Origin of the sequence: Acinetobacter sp. KB005 (genome assembly GCF_049949095.1) — a bacterium.
Lineage (GTDB): Bacteria > Pseudomonadota > Gammaproteobacteria > Pseudomonadales > Moraxellaceae > Acinetobacter > Acinetobacter calcoaceticus.
On the sequence record NZ_CP188191.1, the window covers coordinates 3,004,847 to 3,027,348 of the forward strand.

Annotated in this window: 22 protein-coding genes; 8 read left to right on the top strand and 14 right to left on the bottom strand. The window is 40.3% G+C overall.

Features of this window, described 5'->3' with window-relative positions; genetic code table 11:
• Nucleotides 1-7: 7 nt before the first annotated feature.
• The gene (locus ACPF64_RS14390; protein WP_005040228.1) at nucleotides 8-922 is read right to left on the bottom strand and encodes a LysR family transcriptional regulator; all 915 of its coding nucleotides are present in this window, start codon (nucleotides 920-922) and stop codon (nucleotides 8-10) included.
• Nucleotides 923-1,022: 100 nt separating this feature from the next.
• On the opposite strand from ACPF64_RS14390, the gene ACPF64_RS14395 reads away from it, so the two are divergent.
• The 7 genes from ACPF64_RS14395 (at nucleotide 1,023) to pcaD (ending at nucleotide 7,425) form a co-directional block, all read left to right on the top strand.
• Complete coding sequence (locus ACPF64_RS14395; protein ID WP_426454106.1) at nucleotides 1,023-2,129, top strand: muconate/chloromuconate family cycloisomerase; 1,107 nt, start codon at nucleotides 1,023-1,025, stop codon at nucleotides 2,127-2,129.
• 23 nt (nucleotides 2,130-2,152) lie between these two features.
• Complete coding sequence (catC, locus tag ACPF64_RS14400) at nucleotides 2,153-2,443, top strand: muconolactone Delta-isomerase (RefSeq protein ID WP_003651954.1); 291 nt, start codon at nucleotides 2,153-2,155, stop codon at nucleotides 2,441-2,443.
• A 161-nt stretch (nucleotides 2,444-2,604) separates the two neighbouring features.
• Nucleotides 2,605-3,525 (top strand): catechol 1,2-dioxygenase, encoded by a 921-nt coding sequence (catA, locus tag ACPF64_RS14405; RefSeq protein WP_426454108.1) that lies wholly within the window; start codon nucleotides 2,605-2,607, stop codon nucleotides 3,523-3,525.
• A 135-nt stretch (nucleotides 3,526-3,660) separates the two neighbouring features.
• Nucleotides 3,661-4,332, top strand: a complete 672-nt coding sequence (locus tag ACPF64_RS14410) for a 3-oxoacid CoA-transferase subunit A (protein ID WP_426454110.1) — start codon at nucleotides 3,661-3,663, stop codon at nucleotides 4,330-4,332.
• A gap of 18 nt (nucleotides 4,333-4,350) precedes the next feature.
• A complete protein-coding gene (locus ACPF64_RS14415; protein ID WP_307009422.1) occupies nucleotides 4,351-5,004 on the top strand; it encodes a 3-oxoacid CoA-transferase subunit B in 654 nt (217 codons plus the stop codon).
• Between the two features lie 419 nt (nucleotides 5,005-5,423).
• Complete coding sequence (gene pcaF, locus ACPF64_RS14420; RefSeq protein WP_426454113.1) at nucleotides 5,424-6,635, top strand: 3-oxoadipyl-CoA thiolase; 1,212 nt, start codon at nucleotides 5,424-5,426, stop codon at nucleotides 6,633-6,635.
• Nucleotides 6,636-6,645: 10 nt separating this feature from the next.
• A complete protein-coding gene (gene pcaD / locus ACPF64_RS14425) occupies nucleotides 6,646-7,425 on the top strand; it encodes a 3-oxoadipate enol-lactonase (protein ID WP_426454115.1) in 780 nt (259 codons plus the stop codon).
• 63 nt (nucleotides 7,426-7,488) lie between these two features.
• Here pcaD and ACPF64_RS14430 read toward each other — a convergent pair whose 3' ends face one another.
• The 13 genes from ACPF64_RS14430 to ACPF64_RS14490 all read right to left on the bottom strand — a co-directional run bounded on the left by ACPF64_RS14430 (nucleotide 7,489) and on the right by ACPF64_RS14490 (nucleotide 21,766).
• Nucleotides 7,489-8,976, bottom strand: coding sequence for an NAD-dependent phenylacetaldehyde dehydrogenase (locus ACPF64_RS14430; protein WP_426454117.1), 1,488 nt, complete (start codon nucleotides 8,974-8,976; stop codon nucleotides 7,489-7,491).
• Between the two features lie 33 nt (nucleotides 8,977-9,009).
• Nucleotides 9,010-10,287, bottom strand: coding sequence for a hypothetical protein (locus ACPF64_RS14435; RefSeq protein WP_426454119.1), 1,278 nt, complete (start codon nucleotides 10,285-10,287; stop codon nucleotides 9,010-9,012).
• A gap of 82 nt (nucleotides 10,288-10,369) precedes the next feature.
• Entirely contained in the window at nucleotides 10,370-12,685 is a 2,316-nt protein-coding gene (gene tynA, locus ACPF64_RS14440) for a primary-amine oxidase (RefSeq protein ID WP_426454121.1), read from the bottom strand.
• Between the two features lie 209 nt (nucleotides 12,686-12,894).
• On the bottom strand, nucleotides 12,895-13,809 hold the full coding sequence (gene feaR / locus ACPF64_RS14445; protein WP_005046790.1) for a transcriptional regulator FeaR: 915 nt from the start codon (nucleotides 13,807-13,809) through the stop codon (nucleotides 12,895-12,897).
• A 197-nt stretch (nucleotides 13,810-14,006) separates the two neighbouring features.
• Nucleotides 14,007-14,963 carry a p-hydroxyphenylacetate 3-hydroxylase reductase component gene (locus tag ACPF64_RS14450; protein ID WP_426454123.1) on the bottom strand — a complete coding sequence of 319 codons (957 nt, stop codon included), beginning with the start codon at nucleotides 14,961-14,963 and terminating at the stop codon, nucleotides 14,007-14,009.
• 45 nt (nucleotides 14,964-15,008) lie between these two features.
• Nucleotides 15,009-15,962 carry a PDR/VanB family oxidoreductase gene (locus ACPF64_RS14455; RefSeq protein WP_426454125.1) on the bottom strand — a complete coding sequence of 318 codons (954 nt, stop codon included), beginning with the start codon at nucleotides 15,960-15,962 and terminating at the stop codon, nucleotides 15,009-15,011.
• A 34-nt stretch (nucleotides 15,963-15,996) separates the two neighbouring features.
• Entirely contained in the window at nucleotides 15,997-16,734 is a 738-nt protein-coding gene (locus ACPF64_RS14460; RefSeq protein ID WP_426454127.1) for an SDR family NAD(P)-dependent oxidoreductase, read from the bottom strand.
• Between the two features lie 10 nt (nucleotides 16,735-16,744).
• Nucleotides 16,745-17,230 carry an aromatic-ring-hydroxylating dioxygenase subunit beta gene (locus ACPF64_RS14465; protein ID WP_004792056.1) on the bottom strand — a complete coding sequence of 162 codons (486 nt, stop codon included), beginning with the start codon at nucleotides 17,228-17,230 and terminating at the stop codon, nucleotides 16,745-16,747.
• Between the two features lie 10 nt (nucleotides 17,231-17,240).
• Nucleotides 17,241-18,518 carry an aromatic ring-hydroxylating oxygenase subunit alpha gene (locus tag ACPF64_RS14470; protein ID WP_151743700.1) on the bottom strand — a complete coding sequence of 426 codons (1,278 nt, stop codon included), beginning with the start codon at nucleotides 18,516-18,518 and terminating at the stop codon, nucleotides 17,241-17,243.
• Nucleotides 18,519-18,547: 29 nt separating this feature from the next.
• Complete coding sequence (locus tag ACPF64_RS14475) at nucleotides 18,548-19,075, bottom strand: nuclear transport factor 2 family protein (RefSeq protein ID WP_426454130.1); 528 nt, start codon at nucleotides 19,073-19,075, stop codon at nucleotides 18,548-18,550.
• A gap of 10 nt (nucleotides 19,076-19,085) precedes the next feature.
• The gene (locus ACPF64_RS14480) at nucleotides 19,086-19,445 is read right to left on the bottom strand and encodes a hypothetical protein (protein WP_000387554.1); all 360 of its coding nucleotides are present in this window, start codon (nucleotides 19,443-19,445) and stop codon (nucleotides 19,086-19,088) included.
• A gap of 26 nt (nucleotides 19,446-19,471) precedes the next feature.
• Complete coding sequence (locus ACPF64_RS14485; protein ID WP_426456154.1) at nucleotides 19,472-20,620, bottom strand: acyl-CoA dehydrogenase family protein; 1,149 nt, start codon at nucleotides 20,618-20,620, stop codon at nucleotides 19,472-19,474.
• 36 nt (nucleotides 20,621-20,656) lie between these two features.
• Nucleotides 20,657-21,766 (bottom strand): amidase, encoded by a 1,110-nt coding sequence (locus ACPF64_RS14490; protein ID WP_426454132.1) that lies wholly within the window; start codon nucleotides 21,764-21,766, stop codon nucleotides 20,657-20,659.
• 148 nt (nucleotides 21,767-21,914) lie between these two features.
• Here ACPF64_RS14490 and ACPF64_RS14495 point away from each other — a divergent pair, with 148 nt between their 5' ends.
• Nucleotides 21,915-22,382 (top strand): MarR family winged helix-turn-helix transcriptional regulator, encoded by a 468-nt coding sequence (locus ACPF64_RS14495; RefSeq protein WP_004642999.1) that lies wholly within the window; start codon nucleotides 21,915-21,917, stop codon nucleotides 22,380-22,382.
• The last annotated feature ends 120 nt before the right edge of the window (nucleotides 22,383-22,502 follow it).

Below are 22,502 nucleotides of genomic sequence, written 5' to 3' on the forward strand. Positions count from 1 at the left end.
TAAAAATTTATAAATTCAAATTTCTGGACACTTCTTCTTGGCTATAGATCTCTTCAATACAATCTAGAATTTTAGGAATATAGGAACTTTGGTCCATGTTACGCATGGATAGAGAAATCGGACTATAGGCTTCTAAGTCTAATATATTTAAATAAGTTAGATTCTTCATTCCAATGTCGCAGGCACTTTCTGGAATAATACAAATGCCCTCGCCCGATGCCACCAAACCAAGCGCCATATGAATTTCTCGGACTTCGGTCAGTTTGGCTGGAATTAAACCCAACTTGGTAAATAAAGCTTGAATGGTGGTCGAAAAATTTGGCTTAGGTGTAGTGGGATAAGAAAAAATCGTCTCATTAATGATTTGAGATAAGTAAATTCCTGAATCTTGAAATTCACTTAATGGATGCTTTTTATGAATCGCTAATTTTAATTTTTCTTTTCTGAGTAAAAGTCTCTTAATGGCAGGATCACTAATAGGTAATCGACCAAAACCTAAATCGATTTTGCCTAACTTTAAAGCCTCGACCTGATCTCGTGTGCCACATTCAATCAATTCAACATGGATATCTGGATTTTTTTGTCTAAATAGATAAATGACCTGCGGTAACCGACCGTAAAGCAGTGAGCTGACATAGCCCACTTTGACAATGTTATCGACCAACTTCATTTTTTTAGCCATAGAAGCCGCTTGAGCAGTATGCGTTAAAATCTGCACAGCATGTTGGTAAAAAAACAGGCCTGCTTCTGTCGCTTTTAATGGACGAGAGCCCTTCACAAACAAATCAATCCCTAACTCTTCCTCTAGTTTTTTGATTTGACGTGTTAAAGGTGGCTGGGCAATAAAAAGCTTTTCTGCGGCTTTAGTCAGACTTTGTTCTTCAACAACGGTAACAAAATAACGTAGATGTCTTAATTCCATTAATATACCTTTTTAGTATCTTAAAATACCGTTCTATATCTATTTTAGGCTATTACATTCTTCTATGGTATGTAAACAAGTTTGAAATAGTTGAAACTTCATGTATAGAACCATAGAAACCATACTTGTGGATATTCCAACTATCCGTCCTCATCAGCTGTCTGTGACTACAATGCGTACTCAGACTTTGGTGCTCGTTAAAATTACGACCATGGATGGTATTGTAGGTTGGGGTGAAGCGACCACCATTGGTGGACTGAACTATGGTGAAGAAAGTCCTGAAAGTGTCAAAGCCAATATTGATACTTACTTTGCACCATTACTCGCATCAGTTAAAGATTTAAATGTGGCTCAAACACTAAAACTGATTCGTAAAAATATTAATGGTAACCGTTTCGCGAAATGTGCCATTCAGACTGCCCTACTTGATATTCAGGCAAAACGTTTAGGCGTGCCGTTAAGTGAAGTTTTAGGTGGCCGTCTGCGTAATAGTTTACCTGTACTTTGGACGCTCGCGTCTGGTGACACAGAAAAAGATATTGCTGAAGCTCGAAAAATGATTGAGTTGAAACGTCATAACACGTTCAAACTCAAAATTGGTGCTCGTCCTTTGCAACACGATGTTGATCATGTGATTGCAATTAAAAAAGCACTAGGCGCAGATATTAGTGTACGTGTTGATGTAAATCGTGCATGGTCAGAGCTGGAATGTATTCAAGGTATTCAACAGCTGCAAGATGGCGGAATTGATTTAATTGAACAGCCCTGTGCTATTCAAAATACTGAAGCACTTGCTCGTTTAACACATCGCTTTGATGTCGCAATCATGGCGGATGAAGCTTTAACTGGGCCAGACAGCGCATACCGTATTGCAAAACGCCATGGGGCTGATGTATTTGCGGTAAAAATTGAACAATCTGGTGGTCTGATCGAAGCATGTGAAGTGGCCAAGGTTGCAGGTTTGGCTGGAATTGATCTTTATGGCGGTACCATGCTTGAAGGCCCTGTAGGTAGCATTGCTTCTGCTCATGCATTTGCAACCTTTGAAACATTAGCATTCGGTACTGAATTATTTGGTCCGTTATTACTTACCGAAGAAATTTTGAAGGAACCGCTACGTTACGAAAACTTTGAATTGCACTTGCCAACGGCTCCCGGCTTAGGCATTGAAATTGATGAAGATAAAGTCGAGAAGTTACGTCGTTAAGGCAACAGGATAAGGAGTTTCCCATGTTATTTCATGTACGTATGGATGTGCATATCCCACTTGATATGCCAGCCGACAAAGCAAATGAAATTAAGGCCGTTGAAAAAGCTTATTCGCAAGATTTACAACGCCAAGGTAAATGGCGTCACATCTGGCGAGTTACAGGCCAGTACTCAAACATCAGTATTTTTGATGTCGAGAGCAATGAAGAGTTGCACAACATTTTACAAGGATTACCTCTTTATCCTTACATGAACATCGAAGTGATGGCACTTAATCGTCACCCTTCATCTGTTCGTGATGATGATTCGTAATTTAAGAAAATAGTTTGAGTGTGTAGTCTGAAGCACATTTAAAAACTAAATATATTTATTCAGAAGGTAACAAGGAACGTGGCAGCAACAATTTGCTAGCAAAACAAAATGCCAGCACCACTGCCACCTAAAACCGTATTGCATACTTAAGGAGTTTTAGTATGAACCGTCAACAAATTGATGCGCTTGTAAAACAAATGAATGTCGACACTGCAAAAGGCGAAGTCGATGCACGTGTTCAGCAAATTGTAGTGCGCCTTCTCGGGGATTTATTTCAAGCCATCGAAGATTTAGACATCCAACCTTCAGAAGTATGGAAAGGTCTGGAATATTTTACCGATGCAGGTCAAGCAAACGAACTTGGACTTTTAGCAGCTGGCTTAGGTTTAGAGCACTACCTTGACTTACGTGCAGATGAAGCTGATGCAAAAGCAGGCGTTACTGGTGGCACACCTCGTACCATTGAAGGCCCACTTTATGTAGCTGGTGCGCCTGAAACCGTTGGTTTTGCGCGTATGGATGACGGAACTGAATCTGGCAAAATCGATACCTTAATTATTGAAGGTACTGTGACTGATACTGATGGCAATATCATTGAAAATGCTAAAGTTGAAGTATGGCATGCTAACAGCTTGGGTAATTACTCATTCTTTGATAAGTCTCAATCTGACTTCAACTTACGCCGTAGTATTTTGACTGATGCTGATGGTAAATATGTTGCATTAACCACAATGCCAGTGGGTTATGGTTGCCCTCCAGAAGGTACAACTCAGGCCCTTCTTAACAAGTTAGGCCGTCATGGTAACCGTCCATCTCACGTTCATTATTTCGTTTCTGCACCAGGTTTCCGCAAGCTTACAACTCAATTCAACATTGAGGGTGATGAGTACTTATGGGACGACTTTGCCTTCGCTACTCGTGACGGTTTAGTTGCAACAGCAGTTGATGTAACTGACCCTGCTGAAATTCAACGCCGTGGTTTAGATCACGCTTTCAAACACATCACATTTAACATCGAACTTGTGAATGATGCCGCTGCTGCTCCTTCAACTGAAGTTGAACGTCGTCGCGCTAGCGCTTAATTGAAAGTGTATGTGAGTTAAAAGTTCGCTTTTGACTCACAAAATTTATTCCATTTATTACTACCATTAAGAATTTAAATAAATTTTTAGCGGTAGTAATAACATCACGTTACCTCATGCTCTAAGGTTTCTCACATGATTGACAAAAGTAAGTCCTCACTTAGCGAGGTTCTATCGCAGATTAAAGATGGTGCCACCATCCTGATTGGTGGTTTTGGTACCGCAGGACAACCCGCTGAACTCATTGATGGACTGATTGAACTCGGTGTTAAAGACCTGACTATTGTCAGCAACAATGCCGGTAATGGTGATTATGGTCTGGCTAAATTGCTTAAGGCTGGTTCAGTTAAAAAAGTCATCTGTTCTTTTCCGCGTCAGTCAGACTCTTATGTGTTTGATGAGCTGTACCGTGCTGGAAAAGTAGAGCTTGAAGTCGTACCGCAAGGTAACTTGGCTTGCCGTATTCAGGCAGCTGGTATGGGACTTGGCGCTGTATTTACCCCAACAGGCTTTGGAACACTTTTAGCTGAAGGTAAAGAAACCCGCCAGATCGATGGTAAAGACTACGTACTTGAATATCCAATCAAGGCTGACTTTGCCTTGATTAAAGCCTACAAGGGCGACCGCTGGGGCAATCTGATTTACCGTAAATCTGCACGTAACTTTGGCCCGATCATGGCTATGGCTGCTGATGTCACCATTGTTCAAGTCTCTGAGGTGGTTGAGCTAGGTGGATTAGATCCAGAGCACATCATCACCCCAGGTATTTTTGTACAACACGTTGTTCAAGTGCAGCCCGCACAATAAGCAATAAGGAGAAATAACATGAGCTACCAGAAACTCAGCCGTGACCAGATTGCAAAACGTGTGGCACAAGACATTCCAGATGGTGCCTATGTGAACTTAGGTATTGGCTTACCCACCAAGATCGCAAGCTATTTACCTAATGACAAAGATATTTTCCTTCATTCTGAAAATGGTTTATTGGCTTTTGGCCCACCACCAGCGGCAGGTGAAGAAGACCCTGAACTGATTAATGCAGGTAAAGAGTTTGTGACCATGCTTGAAGGTGGCAGCTTTTTCCACCATGGCGACTCATTTGCGATGATGCGTGGTGGTCACCTTGATATTGCGGTACTCGGTGCATTTCAGGTTGCAGCCAATGGTGACTTGGCGAACTGGCACACTGGTGCACCAAATGCGATTCCTGCGGTAGGTGGTGCGATGGATTTAGCTGTGGGTGCTAAAAAAGTATTTATCACCACAGACCACGTGACCAAACAAGGTGAGCCTAAGATTGTTGCTGAGCTGAGCTATCCAGTAACGGGTAAGCACTGTGTTGACCGTATTTACACCGATCTTTGTGTGATTGATGTGACCAAAGATGGTTTGAAAGTGATTGAGAAAGTGGAAGGTCTTAGCTTTGATGAATTACAGGCTTTAACGGGTGCAACTTTGATTGATGCGACTCAAAGGTAAGGTTTGCATAGCAAAAATCTATTACAGAGCATTCACTATCGTGACAGGCGACATGGATGTCGCCCGTTGGACAGGGAGGCAAGGAAGCCTCCTCTGTTCAACAAAGATTTTTGTTACTTTTGACCTTTCAAAAGTAAGGTATCGCTTATACAACAGACTTACGGATATCACAGTAAATTACAGCCGTGATGGTATTCGTTGATATGAAAATTTATAAAGCATCTCAATGGAGTCTTATCTGTTTAAGCCAGATGCCACCAGCTAATTCGTGTCACTTTTTTAAAAAAGTAACCAAAAACCTTTGTTACTCAGACACAACATCCCTGTTGTGCTGAGCAACGAGGCGACATCCATGTCGCCACCGCGAAATACTTACGGAGAATGGCTAAAAAGGCCTGAAGTAAAGGACAAAAGTTAGAATGAAAAACGCTTATATCATCGATGCCATCCGTACTCCATTCGGCCGTTATGCCGGTGGCCTTGCTCCTGTTCGTACCGATGACCTTGGTGCTTTGCCGATTAAAGCACTCATGCAGCGTAACCCAAATGTAGATTGGGAGCAGGTCGATGATGTGATTTATGGCTGTGCTAACCAAGCCGGTGAAGACAACCGTAATGTCGGCCGTATGTCAGCACTGCTTGCAGGTTTACCGTATCAGGTTCCAGCAACGACTATTAACCGTTTGTGTGGTTCTTCACTCGATGCGATTGCCATTGCTGCCCGTGCTATTAAAGCAGGTGAAGCAAACTTGGTGATTGCAGGTGGCGTGGAAAGCATGAGCCGTGCACCTTATGTGATGGGTAAGTCTGACAGTGCTTTTGGCCGTAGCCAGAAGATTGAAGACACCACCATGGGCTGGCGTTTCATTAACCCTAAACTTAAAGAATTGTATGGTGTAGACACCATGCCCCAGACTGCCGAGAACGTAGCTGAACAGTTCAACGTGAATCGTGCAGATCAGGACCAGTTTGCCTTGGCGAGCCAACAACGCACCGCAAGCGCGCAAGCCAAAGGCTTTTTTTCTAAAGAAATCGTGGCAGTTGAAATCCCTCAGCGTAAGGGTGATGCTGTTGTGATTAATACCGATGAACAACCACGTGCTTCAACCCTTGAAGGTTTAAGCAAGCTTAAACCAGTTGTAAAGGCTGATGGCACAGTCACTGCGGGTAATGCTTCGGGCATTAACGATGGTGCAGCAGCATTACTGATCGCATCTGATGAGGCAGTTCAAGCTTACAACTTAAAACCACGTGCCAAGATCATTGCTTCAACAGCAGTGGGTGTAGAACCACGTATTATGGGTTTTGCTCCGGCGCCAGCCATTAAAAAATTACTTAAACAAGCCAACCTGACTTTAGAGCAGATGGATGTGATTGAGCTTAACGAAGCTTTTGCTGCACAAGCTTTGGCAGTGACCCGTGATTTAGGTTTGCCAGATGATAGCAACAAGGTAAATCCAAATGGTGGTGCAATTGCTTTGGGTCATCCGTTAGGTGCGTCAGGTGCACGCCTAGTCACCACAGCCTTAAACCAGCTTGAAAAAACAGGTGGTCGTTATGCCTTATGTTCAATGTGTATTGGTGTAGGCCAAGGGATCGCTTTGATTATTGAACGTGTTGAAGCACATTAAGGAGAAACAAATGCCATCTTTTAAATCTGCCGATGCACAAATTAATTATCAAACCTTTGGCAAGCCGTCTTCCCCTGCTTTGGTGTTTTCCAATTCTTTAGGCACCAATTATGGCATGTGGCAAAAACAGTTTAACGAGTTAAAAGATCAATTTTTTGTGATCTGCTATGACACACGTGGTCACGGTTCATCATCTACGCCTAACGGCCCATACACTGTAGAGCAATTAGGTCAAGATGTTGTTCATTTACTTGATCATCTAAATATTACTAAAGCTACTTTTTGTGGTATTTCAATGGGCGGTTTAACCGGGCAATGGCTGGCAATTCACTACCCTGACCGTTTTAGTCATGTGGTTGTGGCAAATACTGCCGCTAAAATTGGACAAGAACAGGCATGGCTTGACCGTGCAAAATTAGTACGTGAGCAAGGTTTACAATCGATCGCAGCCACAGCAGCTTCGCGATGGTTTACAGATCCCTTTATCCAAAGTCATCCTTCAATCGTCAACAACCTGTGTAACGACTTAAGTGCTGGCAGCGCAATGGGTTATGCCAATTGTTGTGAGGCTTTGGCTAAAGCGGATGTCCGTGAGCAGTTAAAAGACATCAAAGTTCCAGTATTAGTGATTGCTGGAACTCAAGACCCTGTAACTACAGTTGCAGATGGTGAATTTATGCAGCAACAGATTCCGCAATCAAAACTTGCAGAAATAGATGCTTCTCATATTTCTAATGTAGAACAACCAGAAGCTTTTAATAAAATCCTAAAAGATTTTTTATTAGGTTAATTTAATGATTCAAAAAAATGGCCTATAACGGCCATTTTTTTATATCTGGTAGAATCTTTGAACTTAATACCGAATCATGACCGATTTTAATTCAGTGTAATCTTCAATAAATGCATCTGAAAACTCTCTGCCAATTCCTGAAGCTTTCACCCCGCCAAATGGAACTGACGGATCTAAGAAAGTATGCATATTCACCCACAAGGTCCCTGCTTCAATCTTAGGAATTAAACGTAAGGCTTTAGACAGATCATTTGTCCAAATACTTGCAGTTAAACCAAAACGCGACTGATTCATGAATTGAATAAGCTCTTCATCAGTTTCGAATGGCATTACCCCAACCACTGGTCCAAAAGTTTCCTCTGAAAATAAAGGATCATCGGTATTTTTAAAGGAAATTAAAGTCGGCTGTACAAAATATCCTGTCTGATCTAAAACCTCACCACCTGCAATAATCTGGTTGTTGGCTTTTGCCATATCTAAATAATGTTTCACTTTATGAAAATGTGGCTGATTAGACAGTGGCCCAAACATACTTCCCTCATCCATCGCTGACCCAATTTTGAACCCAGAAAGTGCTTTGGATAGCTTTTCGACCAGTTCATCATATTTTGTGTGGTGTACAAAAAAACGCTCTGGAGATGCGCAAACTTGACCTTGATGCACAAAAGTTGCTTGCAACAAAGTTGGTAAAATCTCATCGATATTCGCATCAGCCAAAACGGCTATGGCATTTTTACCACCTAACTCTAGACTGACACGGGTTAAATCACTGCTCATCGCGAGCTTACCAATCGCAATGCCCGTTGGTACTGAACCTGTAAACGAGACTTTCTTAACGAGTGGTGACTCAATTAAATATTGTCCCGTCTCCCCCTTACCTGTAACCACATTAATTACACCAGCAGGAATACCTGCCTCAATAGCAAGTTCAGCTAAACGTAATAAAGATAAGCTGGCAAACTCACTTGGTTTAAGCACAATAGTACAGCCAGTTGTTAATGCTGAACCAATTTTCCAAACACCGATCATGAGTGAAAAATTCCAAGGCACAATACCTGCGACTACACCAATCGGCTGTCTTAAAGTAAAGGCCGTATATTTTTCACCTTGCATTGATGGAATAGAAGGTTGCATGGTTTGGCCATTAATTTTGGTTGCCCACCCTGCAAAATATCTTAAGAAAATAACAGATTGTGCCACTTCAAGATGGCGGGAAATATTGATGAGTTTTCCAGTAGATAAAGTCTCAAGCTGAGCAAGTTCTTCACCATATTGTTCAATTAAATCTGCCAACTTGTTTAGTTTAACGCCACGTTCATACGGCGTAGTTTCAGCCCAAGCATTTTGAAAAGCATGTTCAGCACTTTTCACGGCACTTTCAACATCGTGTTGACTACCAATACTAATTTGAGCAACCACTTGTTCAGTCGATGGATTTACAATATCTACTTTATCTAAATGCTCAGCAGCAACTAATTTTCCATCAATAAAATGTCCATGTTGACGCGCCATAAATTGCTGTACGCTTGCTAAAATCTGAACTTCACTCATTTTTATTTCTCTCAATTCATTTAAAAGGATCTATTAATAGATGTATTGCAGAATCAACTGTGCATACACATTGGTTTTGTCATCGTAGTTTTGAGTGCCGCCACTCTGGCTATCCTGTTTAGGCTTATAGAATCCAACCAACGGAATAACGTTAAGTTTTTTATTGACGGACCAAACCGAGAACACATCCAGCTCATGTCCATCCACATTACTTAAAGACTTATTTACTGTTTTGAACTTATAGGCCAAAGCACCTAACATGAAATTTTCTTTTAAGTTCATCATGTAAGAGACTTGATGGATATCTGCATTTTTATTAAATGGGCCAGCATAATTTCCAGCAACTTCTCCCTGAAACCACGTGCCAAAACCGACCGTATTCCCATAAAACATTGGATCGTATTGGTCTGAAAAATGGCTAAAACGGTAACCTAATGAGGGCGTATATTTTGAAGATAAAAAGTTATAGTTCAGCCCTACGTAACCTGCATTTTCTTGACTATCTTTTTTATCTTGAATAACAAACTCAGACTTAACTTGTAGCTCTGGTAAAGGTTGATAATTTAACCGCAAAGCATAATTTTTAAGGTCTTCTCGTCCTGAAACGTGTTCAGTATCTTCAAGGTCTAATACATTTAAGTAAGTGAACCCAACGCCCTTATCTTTAAGCTGATACATCAGATCAGTCACAAAGAGTTCAGGTGAAAATTGTGCTTTATTATTCGATTTTAAATAAGCCAGTTTTAGCGTTGTACTCTCTTGCGGTTTGTATTGAAGCAGACTGGTAAAATCAAAACTTCGACGCGCTGCCAGATAATATGCCCCGCCTCGGTCTAAGGCGCCATCTGCTGGAGGTTTGCCGAGATTTAATGCATCACCCGCAATGAAAAAACCATCACCAATCATGATATTTTGTCGACCAATACTTAAATCATAAGTAGTCAACTCATCTTTATTGGTACCGTCTTTAAAGCCAATGATCCATTCATTTACATCTGTTTTGCGCTCTTTGCCATTACTATTTTGGCCTGCGTCACCATCGCCAAATGTTGCTGAGCTTATACCGCTCAAACTTGCATAGAGCTGATTGTTTTTAAATGTGTATTGTCCTTTCGCACCATATTTAAGATGGCCTTCTTGCCAATTGATTCTTTCATCATCTAGGTTTTCACCGTTGTAACTTTTACCGCTGCTAAAAGCCCCAAAAGTTGCTTCAAAAGTCGGTTTAATTTCAAGCTCACCAGCATGAACAGTTGAAAAAAATGAGACAAAGAGAGTCCCTCTCATCACTTGAGAAAGTAGAGTTTTCATACAGAATTCCTTTTTGCGAACGGCTTACCAGCGCTCAGGAATGGGTAACTTATTCGTTACCCATTCTGGCTCATGCACATTTTTAGTGATGGTCGTGCTGCGTGTTTTGCTCTTCTTCACCCAAGTTTAAAGTCGGGGTGTTGTCAAAGAAGTTCCAAGGTTTGATGAGTGTATTGACCCACTCTGTAGGCATGATTGGCCATTCTTCCGCACGTGCCACATGCGTTGTACCAGTTGTCATCCAAACCACGAGGTCTTTATTTTCAATATTTTCGTTGTTGCCAATGAATTGACCTAAACCCGTATCGTGAGTCGAACGGTTTGAATATTTACCTTCAGGATAGCGCTCGTCTGGATTGTACTGAGTCACCCAAATTTGCTTATCCATAAAGTTCAAACGTTTAAATAACCATTCATCTTTAGAGAAATTAGCACCTTTCGCAACAGGGTGTGTTCCACCCGCAAACGGAATAAGTTGGTAAGAAACTGGATTACCTAATTTATTTTCCTTGTTGAAGTTTGTGAGTAAGCGAATAGTTGATGGATCAAATTTTTCAGCCGCATTTTGCTCATTACTAATCACTTTACTATCAATTTGCATTGAGCTTGTACGAACACCGCCTTTGTCATTGGCTTTCACCACAGGATCCATATGCATAAAGCTGTTGTTTTCCCCGTCTACATCCATATCTAAACGGAAGTTATAGATGTGTTGATGCGTTGTACCCACAATATTATGGTCAATTAAAGTTCCATATTTGGTGTCTTCTTTTGCAGTACTGTCATGCATAGTGCGTGATTTAACACCTTTCACGGCTTCAATACCTGTTGCACCCGCATTAATTCCAATTACACCATTTTGGGCAAATACCCAATCAAACATGTAATCGTAGTTACCCACTGTACTAATCCAGCGCACAACAAGTTCACGGCGGGCTTCACTGGCATCTTGATTACCAAAAATTTCGTGATGTTTATATTCAGGTCCAGCATAACGTTCAAATACAGCAATGGCATTTGGAATTACTTGTGGCTGGCCTTTATAGTCTGCGATCACAGCATCAAGTAAAACAGCGTTGTCGGGTGCATCTGTTCCAGGAAGAATAGATGAGGTAAGTGTTCCCATACCATATTCGCCAGAGTCTAAATAGGATTTGAAATACCAACCAATATCAGGGTCGCCATATGGAACCACCATTCCACCCAAGTTGCCTTCATACATGACTTTACGCTTTACGCCCTTATCTTTGTAGGTCACGGTTGAAAGCTGTAAGCCAACACGAGAATCTAACGCCACATGTAAACACCAGTTCCCCCAATGTATGGTTTGACCTGTAATGCTAAAGTTCTTACCCTCTGGTTCAGTAATATTGAGTGGTTTTAGCTTACTTGCTACCGGCTTATTCGACATATAAGGTCGATTTGCCATTGGCACAGGAATGATCGCACCTTCTTCAATCTTAATAATTTTTTCTTTATCTAAATCGACTACAGCAACTAGGTTCTCAATAGGATGTGCCCAGTAGTTACCATCTCCAGTGTCTAGGTAAGCGACAACTTTTAATATATTGAGTTGTTTATCAAGTCCATCTTTACCGCCAAAATATCCAACAGTTAGTGGTGTAGCAATCACTTTCTTCACATCACTAATGCCACGTTTGCGTAACGCGTCTTGATATTCTTTACTCGTCTCAATTACACGCTGTACGGCTTCAAAATTATCGAGCAGCACCATTCCATGAGTGTCTTTAAGTACATTCCATTTTGTGACTTGCTGAGTGTTAAGGTTAACTTCACCTTCAATCGCTTGATTGCCTTTTAATAAAATGAAAGATGCAATTCGAGCGTCTTTAAATTCTTTGTGATTAATAAAGTAATCCCAAACTTTTGCTTTTTCAGGCTCTTTAAGCTTTAACTCGGCAAAACGCATATTTTTATAGGCGTATTTCGAGCTGTGAATGACATCAAATGTCTTTTTAATTTCGTCAGAATTTAAGCTATTAAGAGGATGAAACGTATTTTCAATTTTAAAAGTTTGATCTAAACCAGACTGGAATACTTCATTAAAAAAGTCTTTTCCAATAACAGGTTTACCATCTTTAATTAGTAAAGGCACACTGAGCTTGAAAGGTTTGCCATTCACCAAAACCTGATCTGAATTGGGTTTGGCTCGAACCACCATAGAACCCTTGGTAATCATATAGGTATTGGTAAAATCATCTTTGACAACTTTGGCGCCTTGCTCACTCATGTTTTGATAAAGTGACACCATTTCGGCCTTTCCACCATGAGCATAAGCTTGAGTATTTAATCCCCAAAAGCTAGCAGCTATTGATAAGTTAAGTGCCAATATTTTTTGTATGTCATTCAATAATCGTTGTTTACGCATTGGTTTCATCCTTTTCATCTATCCCTGAACTATCTGAATCAGACAGTTAAAATGCACTTTCCTGTGAGTGAAATTCATTAGACCAGCTTAATAATTTTATGTTTATTAAGCTTATCTAGCCTGCTCTAATGAATTTAATTTCAACACAGTTACATAGGGCTAGCTTGTTCAGGAATGACCCAGAACTTGTCTAAAAATGACATTGAGAGATGAAAGGTTTAAGCCGACACACCCTCTCTAAATTCTTTAGGAGAGATACCATAAGTCTTCTTAAATATTTTTGAGAAGTGCGCGCCATCCCAAAAGCCCCATTTCAAAGCAATTTGGGTAATCGAGCTTTGTTTATTTCTTTTATCGAGTAAATCTGCTTTGACTTTTTCTAAGCGTTTGAGCTGTATATATTTGTTAATAGATAAATTTTCTTGAAGAAATAAACGGTAGAGATGACGTAGCGATACCCCAATATGTTCTGCAATTAATTTAGGTGTTAAATCTGGTTTTGCTAAGTTTTCTATAATATAGCGCTCAGCTTTTTCCATCAGATTATTTGAGCTATTAATATTTTTATAATTAATTGTAGGTTTGATTAAAGCAATTAGAGCATCTTCAAAAGCATTACCATCTTCGGTTGCATACCAAAGTTTGATGTTCTCAGCAGACATATTTTTCAAAATATTCTTGAGTAAAAAACCACTCATATTTTGCGTAATCAGTTTTCCAAAATATTCAGTACTAATATTTTCTTTAAGTAATTTTTCACGCGACAAGTGCACTGAAATCTGGCTAACCAAGCCTTGCGGATACATCGAAATGGTTTCGACCGGATCTACCAACACAATATCGCCTTCATTCAGGCTTAGCGTTTCATTTTTATACTCGAGCAGCATTTTTCCCGAATACTGCAAAATCAAAAAACAAAAACGATTATTCACTCGATCGATTTCATCGGCTTTTCGGACAATCTTATTTGCATTATTTCTAATGAACGCAATTTCGGTATCGCCCAATAAAAAGCATTGAACTTCCCCAATGAATAAATTACGGGTGCCGTCAAAATCTGTTTCAAAATTTCCGCAAACATTCTTGATATGGTGTGTCCAATTCAACAATGCATCACTTACATATTGGTTCATCCCTTACCTCTCTATACACGTGCCACCGCGAAACATTTTCTTTCGCTGTAGTTCACTGTCTTGGCTTATTTGCAATCATGTTTTATTGATAAACAAATTGTGTGCCAAAAATTCCTTATCCTTGGAATTCTTTTGATTATAGTCAGCTAGATGTAAAGAAGCTGATAAATCAATTCAATTTATCAGCTTAATGAGGCTTATGCTACTCCTGCAAAGTCTCGCAGCATGGTAATAAAAATATCCTTTTGTTCCTCAGAATATTTTTTAAACACTTCATTTTGGTGGCTATCGGCAATATCAAATAAATACTGTGCCGTTTGTTTACCTTTCTCGGTCAGTGCATATAAATTATCGTGATCAACCAGTAATCCTTCAAATTTTAAAATTTCAGCCGATCTTTCTACCTCTTGCATTGGCATAGCAATATCTCGTGGTAAATCTTCTTTACTTGAAGCAGTACCACTTGCCAAAACCAGCAAGAGCCGTGATTCACTGGTACGGAACCCAGAAGCCATTTGTTTAGGAATATAGTCAGTCTGATAAGCTTTAAAAGCACGACTCATCAAGTAGCAGACATTATTATATAAGTGCCCATAATGTGTTTGGTCTACGCCATTCTCTTCAGTTTGTTTCACTTGAAGGCTTGGATGCGGCATGACACAAGAGTATGCGCCTTGGTGGTAAACCAGCGGACTTCTGCCTTGATCATGGAATCGAACCACTTTACCAACAATAATCCAGTGGTCACCACCTTCAATAACCTGATAACGTTCGCACTCAAACACCGCAGAACAATTTTCTAAAATTGGTGCGCGTCCGACACCAAGTTGAAAGTTCGTGTCTGCAAATTTATCAATATTACGTCTCGAAAACTTATTAGACAGTTCAATTTGGGTACCCGATAAAATATTGACGGCAAAATGTGTCGCTTCTTCAAATACCGAAAAACTTGAAGACTTTTTATCAATACTCCACAAAATAAGTGGTGGATCGAGTGACACCGAGTTAAAACTATTTGCGGTGACCCCAACTTTCTCGCCTTGTGCATTTTGTGCAGTAATAATAGTAACGCCTGTTGCAAAATTTCCTAATGCTCGTCGGAACTGTAGTGGATCGACCGTAAACTCATCTATTTGTTGTAATACATTCATCATCTTTCTCCTAAACCTTCTCTTACATCCATATAAATCGCGAGAGCATTAGATATCTAAAACTAACCTCGGTGTTTTAGAGCGCGAACAGCACACCAATATTTGCTCATTGCTGGCTTTTTCTTCATCAGTAAAATAAACATCTCGATGGTCAGGTTCGCCCTCAATCACATCACACATGCAGGTTCCGCATACGCCTTGCTCGCAAGACATTTCAATGTCGATGCCTTCTTTAGCCAAAGCCTGCAAAATGGTTTCGCCAGCTTCAACCATAATGATTTTTCCGCTACGCTCAGCCACCACCTCAAATGAATCTCCTGAAGTATCAGTTTCAACTTGGAAATATTCTTTGTGGATTTGCTGCTCAGGGAAATCATGAGTCGTGGCGAGGTTAATCACCCAGTCCATAAAACCGACTGGACCACAGGTGTAAATATGGCTTTCAAGATCAATATCTTTAATGGCAGATTCAAAAAACGCTCTGTGGCTTGCACCTTCGGATTTAAAATGGAAGGTTGTGTATTTTGCTAACTCACCATTTTTAATTTCATCAACAAAAGCACAGTTTTCAGGGCTAGCACCACAGTAGTGAAGCTCAAAGGATGTGCCTTCGTGTGCAAGTTGATAGGCCATCGTGATTAATGGTGTAATTCCGATTCCACCACCAATCAATACACTGTGTTTGGCTTTTAAAAGTGGAAATAAATTTTTCGGCTCACTGACCTGAATTTGCATGCCATCTTTAATTTCATCAAAAGCGGATATTGAGCCACCACGTGATTCAGGGTCACGTAAAATTCCAAGGCGAAACTTACCTTCATCATTTGGATTTTGGCAAAGTGAATATTGGCGCACCATGCCATTCGGTAAGTGCACATCAATATGCGCACCTGCTTCAACTTTTGGCAATGTTGCAGAAGTTGCAGATTCAAATTCCATGACTGCAATATTTCCACCTTCCACATGGCGATTTTTAACGACAACATCATAAAGTGTAGTCATGATTCAACTCCCTTTTCATGCGTAGCCTATTGGCTTAACGCATGAATAAACCACCGTTAATATCCCATGTTGCACCAGTCACAAACCCCGCATTTGGACTCGCAAGCAAGCCACAAGTTTCAGCAATAAAATGCATACTTCCTAAGGCTTTAACCGGAATATTCTGGATGAACTGCTCCATTTTTTCGTCTGGCACCACGCTATGAACGATTGGTGATTCCATCGGTCCCGGTGCAACCGCATTAACCGTAACGCCTTTTGCCGCAAACTCTTTAGCAAAGATTTTGGTTAACGTCACAATCGCACCTTTGGTTGCCGCATAGTGTGCACCTGTTGCAGTACCGCCATTTTGTCCTGCTAGAGACGCCATATTTATGATGCGTCCATAACCCTTTTTAGCCATATATTGACCAATAATTTGGCAAGCTTGGAAGGTACCGCGTTGGTTGACTTGGGTCACCCAATCAAAATCGGCTGCGGTAATTTCTAATACTGGCGTTGCTTTGGTGACGGTGGCATTGTTAATTAACACATCAAGTTTAGAAAATTTCTCTTCAATCCATTTCACGGCAGCATGAAAATCTGCTTCGACAGAAATATCTAATTTCAAGGGAACCATATTTTGTGCATATTGACTTTGTGCCTTAGCGTTTTCGGCTTTTTCAAGCGTACTGGCTGACAAAATCACTTGATGGCCTTGGCTCGCAAAATATTCAGCAATAACATTACCGAGTCCTGAAGCAGCCCCTGTCACTAAAACAACCTGTTTCATGTTACTGCTCCTAAAGAATGTAGCTAATACCGGCTAAGGTATCGGTTGAGTTAACCAAGTTAATGATTTTACGGTTAATCTTAAAACCTGTAGCCGCATCACGAGTTAGATGGTAAGTAATATCTGCGGTGTAATGCTTGAGGTTTTCTTTACGGAACTCACGTAAGTTTTGAGCACAGCGTAAAACTATTTCATTATCTTGGTCTTGAATAACTCGTACACGAGAAACACTACGTACCGTATTTGCTTTCGGCGCTGTAGAAATCGCTTCACCATTTTCAAGACGCTCTACACGTAAAGTACGCATATGGTTATCGTCATAGGCATAATTTAGATTGTTTTCGTAGTCGGTTAAGTTTGGGTCAATCGGAATGATATAAACGCCTTTTTCATTCCATAAATTGAGCCATTCACGATATTCACTGTGGTCTAACATGTCTGCTTCAGCCCAGATGAAAGCAGTGACTTCATTTAATAATTGCAGATTCATATTCATTGCTCTCTCCTTAAGCCGTCATCATCTTTTTCCACTGCTGATAGGCTGCGCGCATACCGGTTTCAGCACTGACATCACTTTTTAAACCATCTTCAGTTTTGACTTCACCCGGTAAACCGCGGTTCAACATGATCCATAAATCATTGCCTGCATTGGCGCCGTGTTGTACGCGTTCCCAAGCTTCAGAGTCATCTGGTGTACCAAAACCAAATGGACCTTGGAAATGTTCATGCAAACGTAAGCGATATTGGTTGGCAATTTGTGGACCGCCGTCCATCGTAATCACCGAGTGATGAATTTCTGTTTCAGCAACTGAAATTGGCTGCAACACGCGGAAGAACGCCATTGAACATGCAATGTTTGGGAATAAATTTAAGTTAAAGCCAGAACCGCCAACTGCACGCACAATACGGCGTACTTCTAATTCTTCATGACCTTCTTCACGCAAAGCTTGAGCCAAGTCTTCAAAACGTTCTTGAATTGGACGCTCCATGAGCTCTTCGTCTAAATCAACCAGTTCAGGAATCATCACCATCACACTGTGACCATTTCCTAAATCTTCAACAAAACCCGGCTGGTTTTCGAAGTTAAAGAGTTCTTCAGTTTTTTCATCTACAGAACTTAAGAATGACTTGTGTACCAACGGGAAGTGATATGCATCAGTGGTATTTTCAAGCTGAATTTTCCAGTTACCCGGGAAGCGGAAACGGTGTTCACCCAACACTTTAATTGGATAACCCGCACCTTGTTTCATAAACAGGTCAATCCATTTTTTTGCAGGTCCAAGGAACTCTTCAAGCGGTTGAATGTCTTCTTTAAATGAAGCGAAGATCATGCCGTTATATTCTTCTACACGCAGACTAACTAGTGGTAACTCAGACTTATCTAAACAATCACCGTAGCTTTCTGGAGATGGTACACCGCGTAAACTACCATCTAGTGCATAACTCCAACCGTGGTACGGACATACAAAGCTATTGGTTTTTCCTTTTTTATGTTCGCATACGGTTGCTGCACGGTGACGGCAACGGTTTAAAAGCACATGTACTTTCTTTTTACGGTCACGTACCGCAACAACAGGTTGTTTACCGATGTTAATGGTTTTATAGCTTCCACCTTCCGGAATTTCACTGGCATGTGCAACCCACACCCAAGTGCTATAAAAGATTTTTTCCATTTCTTCATCAAAAATGCGTTCATCTTTATAAAGAGAAGTATGGGCACGGTCACTTTTAACTAAAGTTTCGTAATCAGTGCCAATGTTATGCGTTGGGATAATACTGTTCATATCAATAGTCCTTTTAAATATGTCCTGGGTCATTCCTGGGAAGGTACTGGCAGTTCGGCTTCACTGTGCCAATGCGATACGGGACGACTGAAAATATTCTGTGTCTGGAAATGTTTAATCTTCCATATTCCATCTGCTTGCTTTTGAAACTTCACGTTGAGCTTTGCTGCATTCAGATGACTACGGCCATCTTTAAACGTTGAAGTTTGCAACATAAGCCATGAAGCATTTGCATGGTTTTGATTTACATAAATTTGTTCTGAATTTACAAAGTGCGCATTCATGACAAAGTGAGACTCTTTTTGGGTATAGCTTTTAAACATGTCGTAAATCGACTGCCAAGAATCATATCGACCAAAAGATTTGGCATATTTCTCACCGATACCTTCCCAAATACACTCTTGATCAAAAAGATTCATTAACTCATCAAGATCTGTATTTGCATTGAGCTCATCACAGATTTCCATATAACGGTTCAGGCAGTTACGAATAGCGTTATGGGCTTCTAACTGTTCTAGCCGCTCTATGATTTCTGCAATATTCACTTTGTCAGTCATTGTGGTCGCCTTAACGTTGGATAATCAATTCACGCCCAACACGAGCTTCAACTTTGCAATATTTCCAAAGTTTGTATGGACCTTCACCCACCACCGTAGTTCTAAACAAGTTACAAGCGGCATGTACGGTTTCAATATCCGGAACATCTGCAAGCAAATATGTTGTCCAAGGCCAGCCAGCACTTGGGCCCACCATACTTTGATCGTCATCAAGATTTCCAAAAACATGCACACCCGGTAAGTCATGAATGCCATTCCACATTTCACCAAACGCTGCCCAAACCGCTTTTGCTTCAGCAGGTTCCGCATCAAAAAAATTTTGGTTAATACCCATGCAAAACAAAACACGTAATGATTTTTTAGCTTCCATCTCAATATCCTTTTAAAAAATTAAACTTATAAATAACCTGGGGTTGGCTTTAACCCAAAACTGATTGATCCTGCATTTTGTAAAGTCGCATCACCCATAAAGGCATGCTGTGTCACCACGTTGGTGTCGTTTACAAAACGGCTAAATGGATTATTGGTATAAATCGCTGTCATGCCCGCGAGCATTTGCATTTTTCGGGTGACTTTGGCGCAAACTCGCGCTGCATGAGTACATGCCAGACGCATATCACTAATTTGTTCAGCAGTTGCTTCACGTCCAGCAATAATTTCATTCCAGACAATGTCCATGGTTTGATAAAACCAAGACTTTGCAGCTTGAAACTCTGCATCTGCCTGAGCAAATTCATATTGAGTCACTGGGCGGTTTGCAATTTCTGACCCACCTGTAATAGATGCTTTACCGGGTGCCAATTTTTCAAATTCTTCTAATGCAGCAGCTGCAACACCAATACCCACCACCGTTAACACTTGAGTGGCTAAAGAGAGGGATGGATATTTAAAAAATGGCTCACTCAGTTTTGAAGGTTCACCACGTACAAAGGTCCATTTCTTTTCGACCAATACATCTTCGACTACCAAATCGTGGCTTCCCGTACCTTTTAGGCCAACGGTGTCCCATGTCATTTCAATTTTGGCTTTTTTTGCAGGCATCACTGCCATACGTGGTAAACCTTGCATTTCATTGTTTTTAAGCGGTGAAATTCCTACCCCAACAATGTCAGCTCCCATACAGCCGCTTGAAAATTTCCAACGTCCACGAACCACGACACCTTCATCGGTAATTTCAGCAGGTTGTGGTGGAAAAATACCTCCGGCAAACACCACATCTGGGCCGTTTTGGTACAATTCTTTAAGTGTATCTTCAGGCAAACTTCCCAAATACGCAGGACTCATACCGAAACTTGCCACCCAGCCCACTGAACCATCAGCTTTAGATAAATTTTCGATCAATTCACAAAACTGTCGTGGTGACCATTCTTCACCGCCAAAACGTTTAGGAACTAATGCACGGTAAACACCAATCTGTTTAAGTTTTTCGATAATGTCTTGGCTCACATACGCCTGATTATCGAATTCGCCTGTACAAGCACGCTCACGAATTTCTTGACACAAAGCATCTAAGTCAATTGCTTTGTCTTGAGAAGCAAACTCCATTTTAGATAACTTATTCATCATCTAACTCCTTGTAATTTATTGCATTGCATCAACACAAAATTTAGCTATTGCGCATAATTGCTCATCTTTTTGATGCTTTGATACGATCTGTAAGCCCACAGGTAAACCTTCACTGGTTTCAAGTGGCACTGAAATGGCGGGATGTCCTGATAAATTAAAGGGACGAACTAAAGCCGTCAGATTCAAAAAAGCGACTGTATTTTCAGCTTCAGCAACTTTTGGTGGAATTTGCGGAAGTGTCGGTAAGATCAATGCATCATATTTTTCTAATAAAGCATCAAGTTCTTGAGTCAGCTGCTGCTTCACAACTTCGGCTTGCTTTACTTGCTCTAAGGTAGTTTCAGCAGCTTTTAACAGGCGATTATTTACATCAGGACCAATTAAACCTGTTTTGGTTAACTCACCAAAAGCTTGCCAATTTTCATAATTAATAATCTGCATGCCTGCGTCATAAGCCGCGTCAAAATGTTCAACTTTTTCTAAAGTGGTCTGTAGATTCGCTTTTTGAAGCGCTTGATGAATACAGTTCCAAATAACGTCATCTGCTTTTACATCTAAAACAGCAAGTTTTGGTGCGCTAGTACATTCAATAGGCTTGAAAGTTGGGTCAATAATTTGCATGGCTTTTTCAATCATCTCGACTGAATTTGCAAAAGGACCAACGCAATCTAAAGAACTTGACGGCGGATATACGCCTTTTCTACTCACGCAACCAAAAGTCGGTTTTAAACCATAAACACCGCAGCACGCAGCAGGCATACGAATAGAACCACCTGTGTCAGTGCCTAGAGTAAAGTCAGCTTGTTTAGCAGCAACTGCTGCAGCCGAACCACTTGAAGACCCACCAGGAATAAGTTCAGGATATTTTGGATTAATGGGTGTACCAAAAGCGTGATTAATGCCAGTAATGCCAAAAGCCAATTCGTGCAAATTTGTTTTTGCAATAATTTCACAATCTGCTTTTAAGATGTTTTTAACGACCTCAGCATCATCTTGAGCTGGTTCAACATTTAATAAAGCTCGACTGCCAGCAATTGTTTTTAGACCCTGAATATCAATTGTATCTTTCACCATCACCTTGAGCTTGCCATTTCCTTTATGCACGCTTTGGCTAATAATATTCATTCACTTTTCCATGTATTTTTATCCATTGATTAAAATATGGGAAAATTTAATGGAATTGTCAAGTATTTTTTATAATTTGTACTCAAGGAAATATACAAAATTTTGTTTATAATAGGATTACCCTTTTTTCCTAAGTTATTGCTTAGCTATGCTTGATCATTTAGAACAATTTCTTCCTAATAAAGAACCGTCGAGTATTCAAAATTTCCCTTTTTTTTGGATTTCCCAAGTTAATGGAAAGTATTCACAACTTATTGAAAAATCAATAAAAAAACTAGGTATCGACAATACACGCCGTAAAATTATTTTAAGTACCAATGCCCTTGGAGAAGCAAGTATTACCGATATTGCTAATCTTTCGACGTTAAAATTAACCACTGCAACCAAGGCTGTATATCGATTAGTTGAAGATGAAATTGTTGAAGTCTACTCTTCTACTTCAGATGAACGGATCTCAATGGTGAAATTGACGGCTAAAGGTGTTGAGCTGGTTGAACAGATTAATCAGATTAGTGTTGTGACCTTGGCTGGTATTTTGAATGCTTTTTCAGAAGATGAGCTCCACAATCTAAATAACCAGTTGAAGAAATTATTTGATCTGATGCCTTCAAGCTAACTGAGGTCTCTTATTCATCTTGTTTTAAACATGAAAGAGTAAGCAGAAAACCGATATGATCTTCTGCTTATTTTTTTAAAAATTATTAATATTTATCAAAAGCTTAAAATCATAGAACAT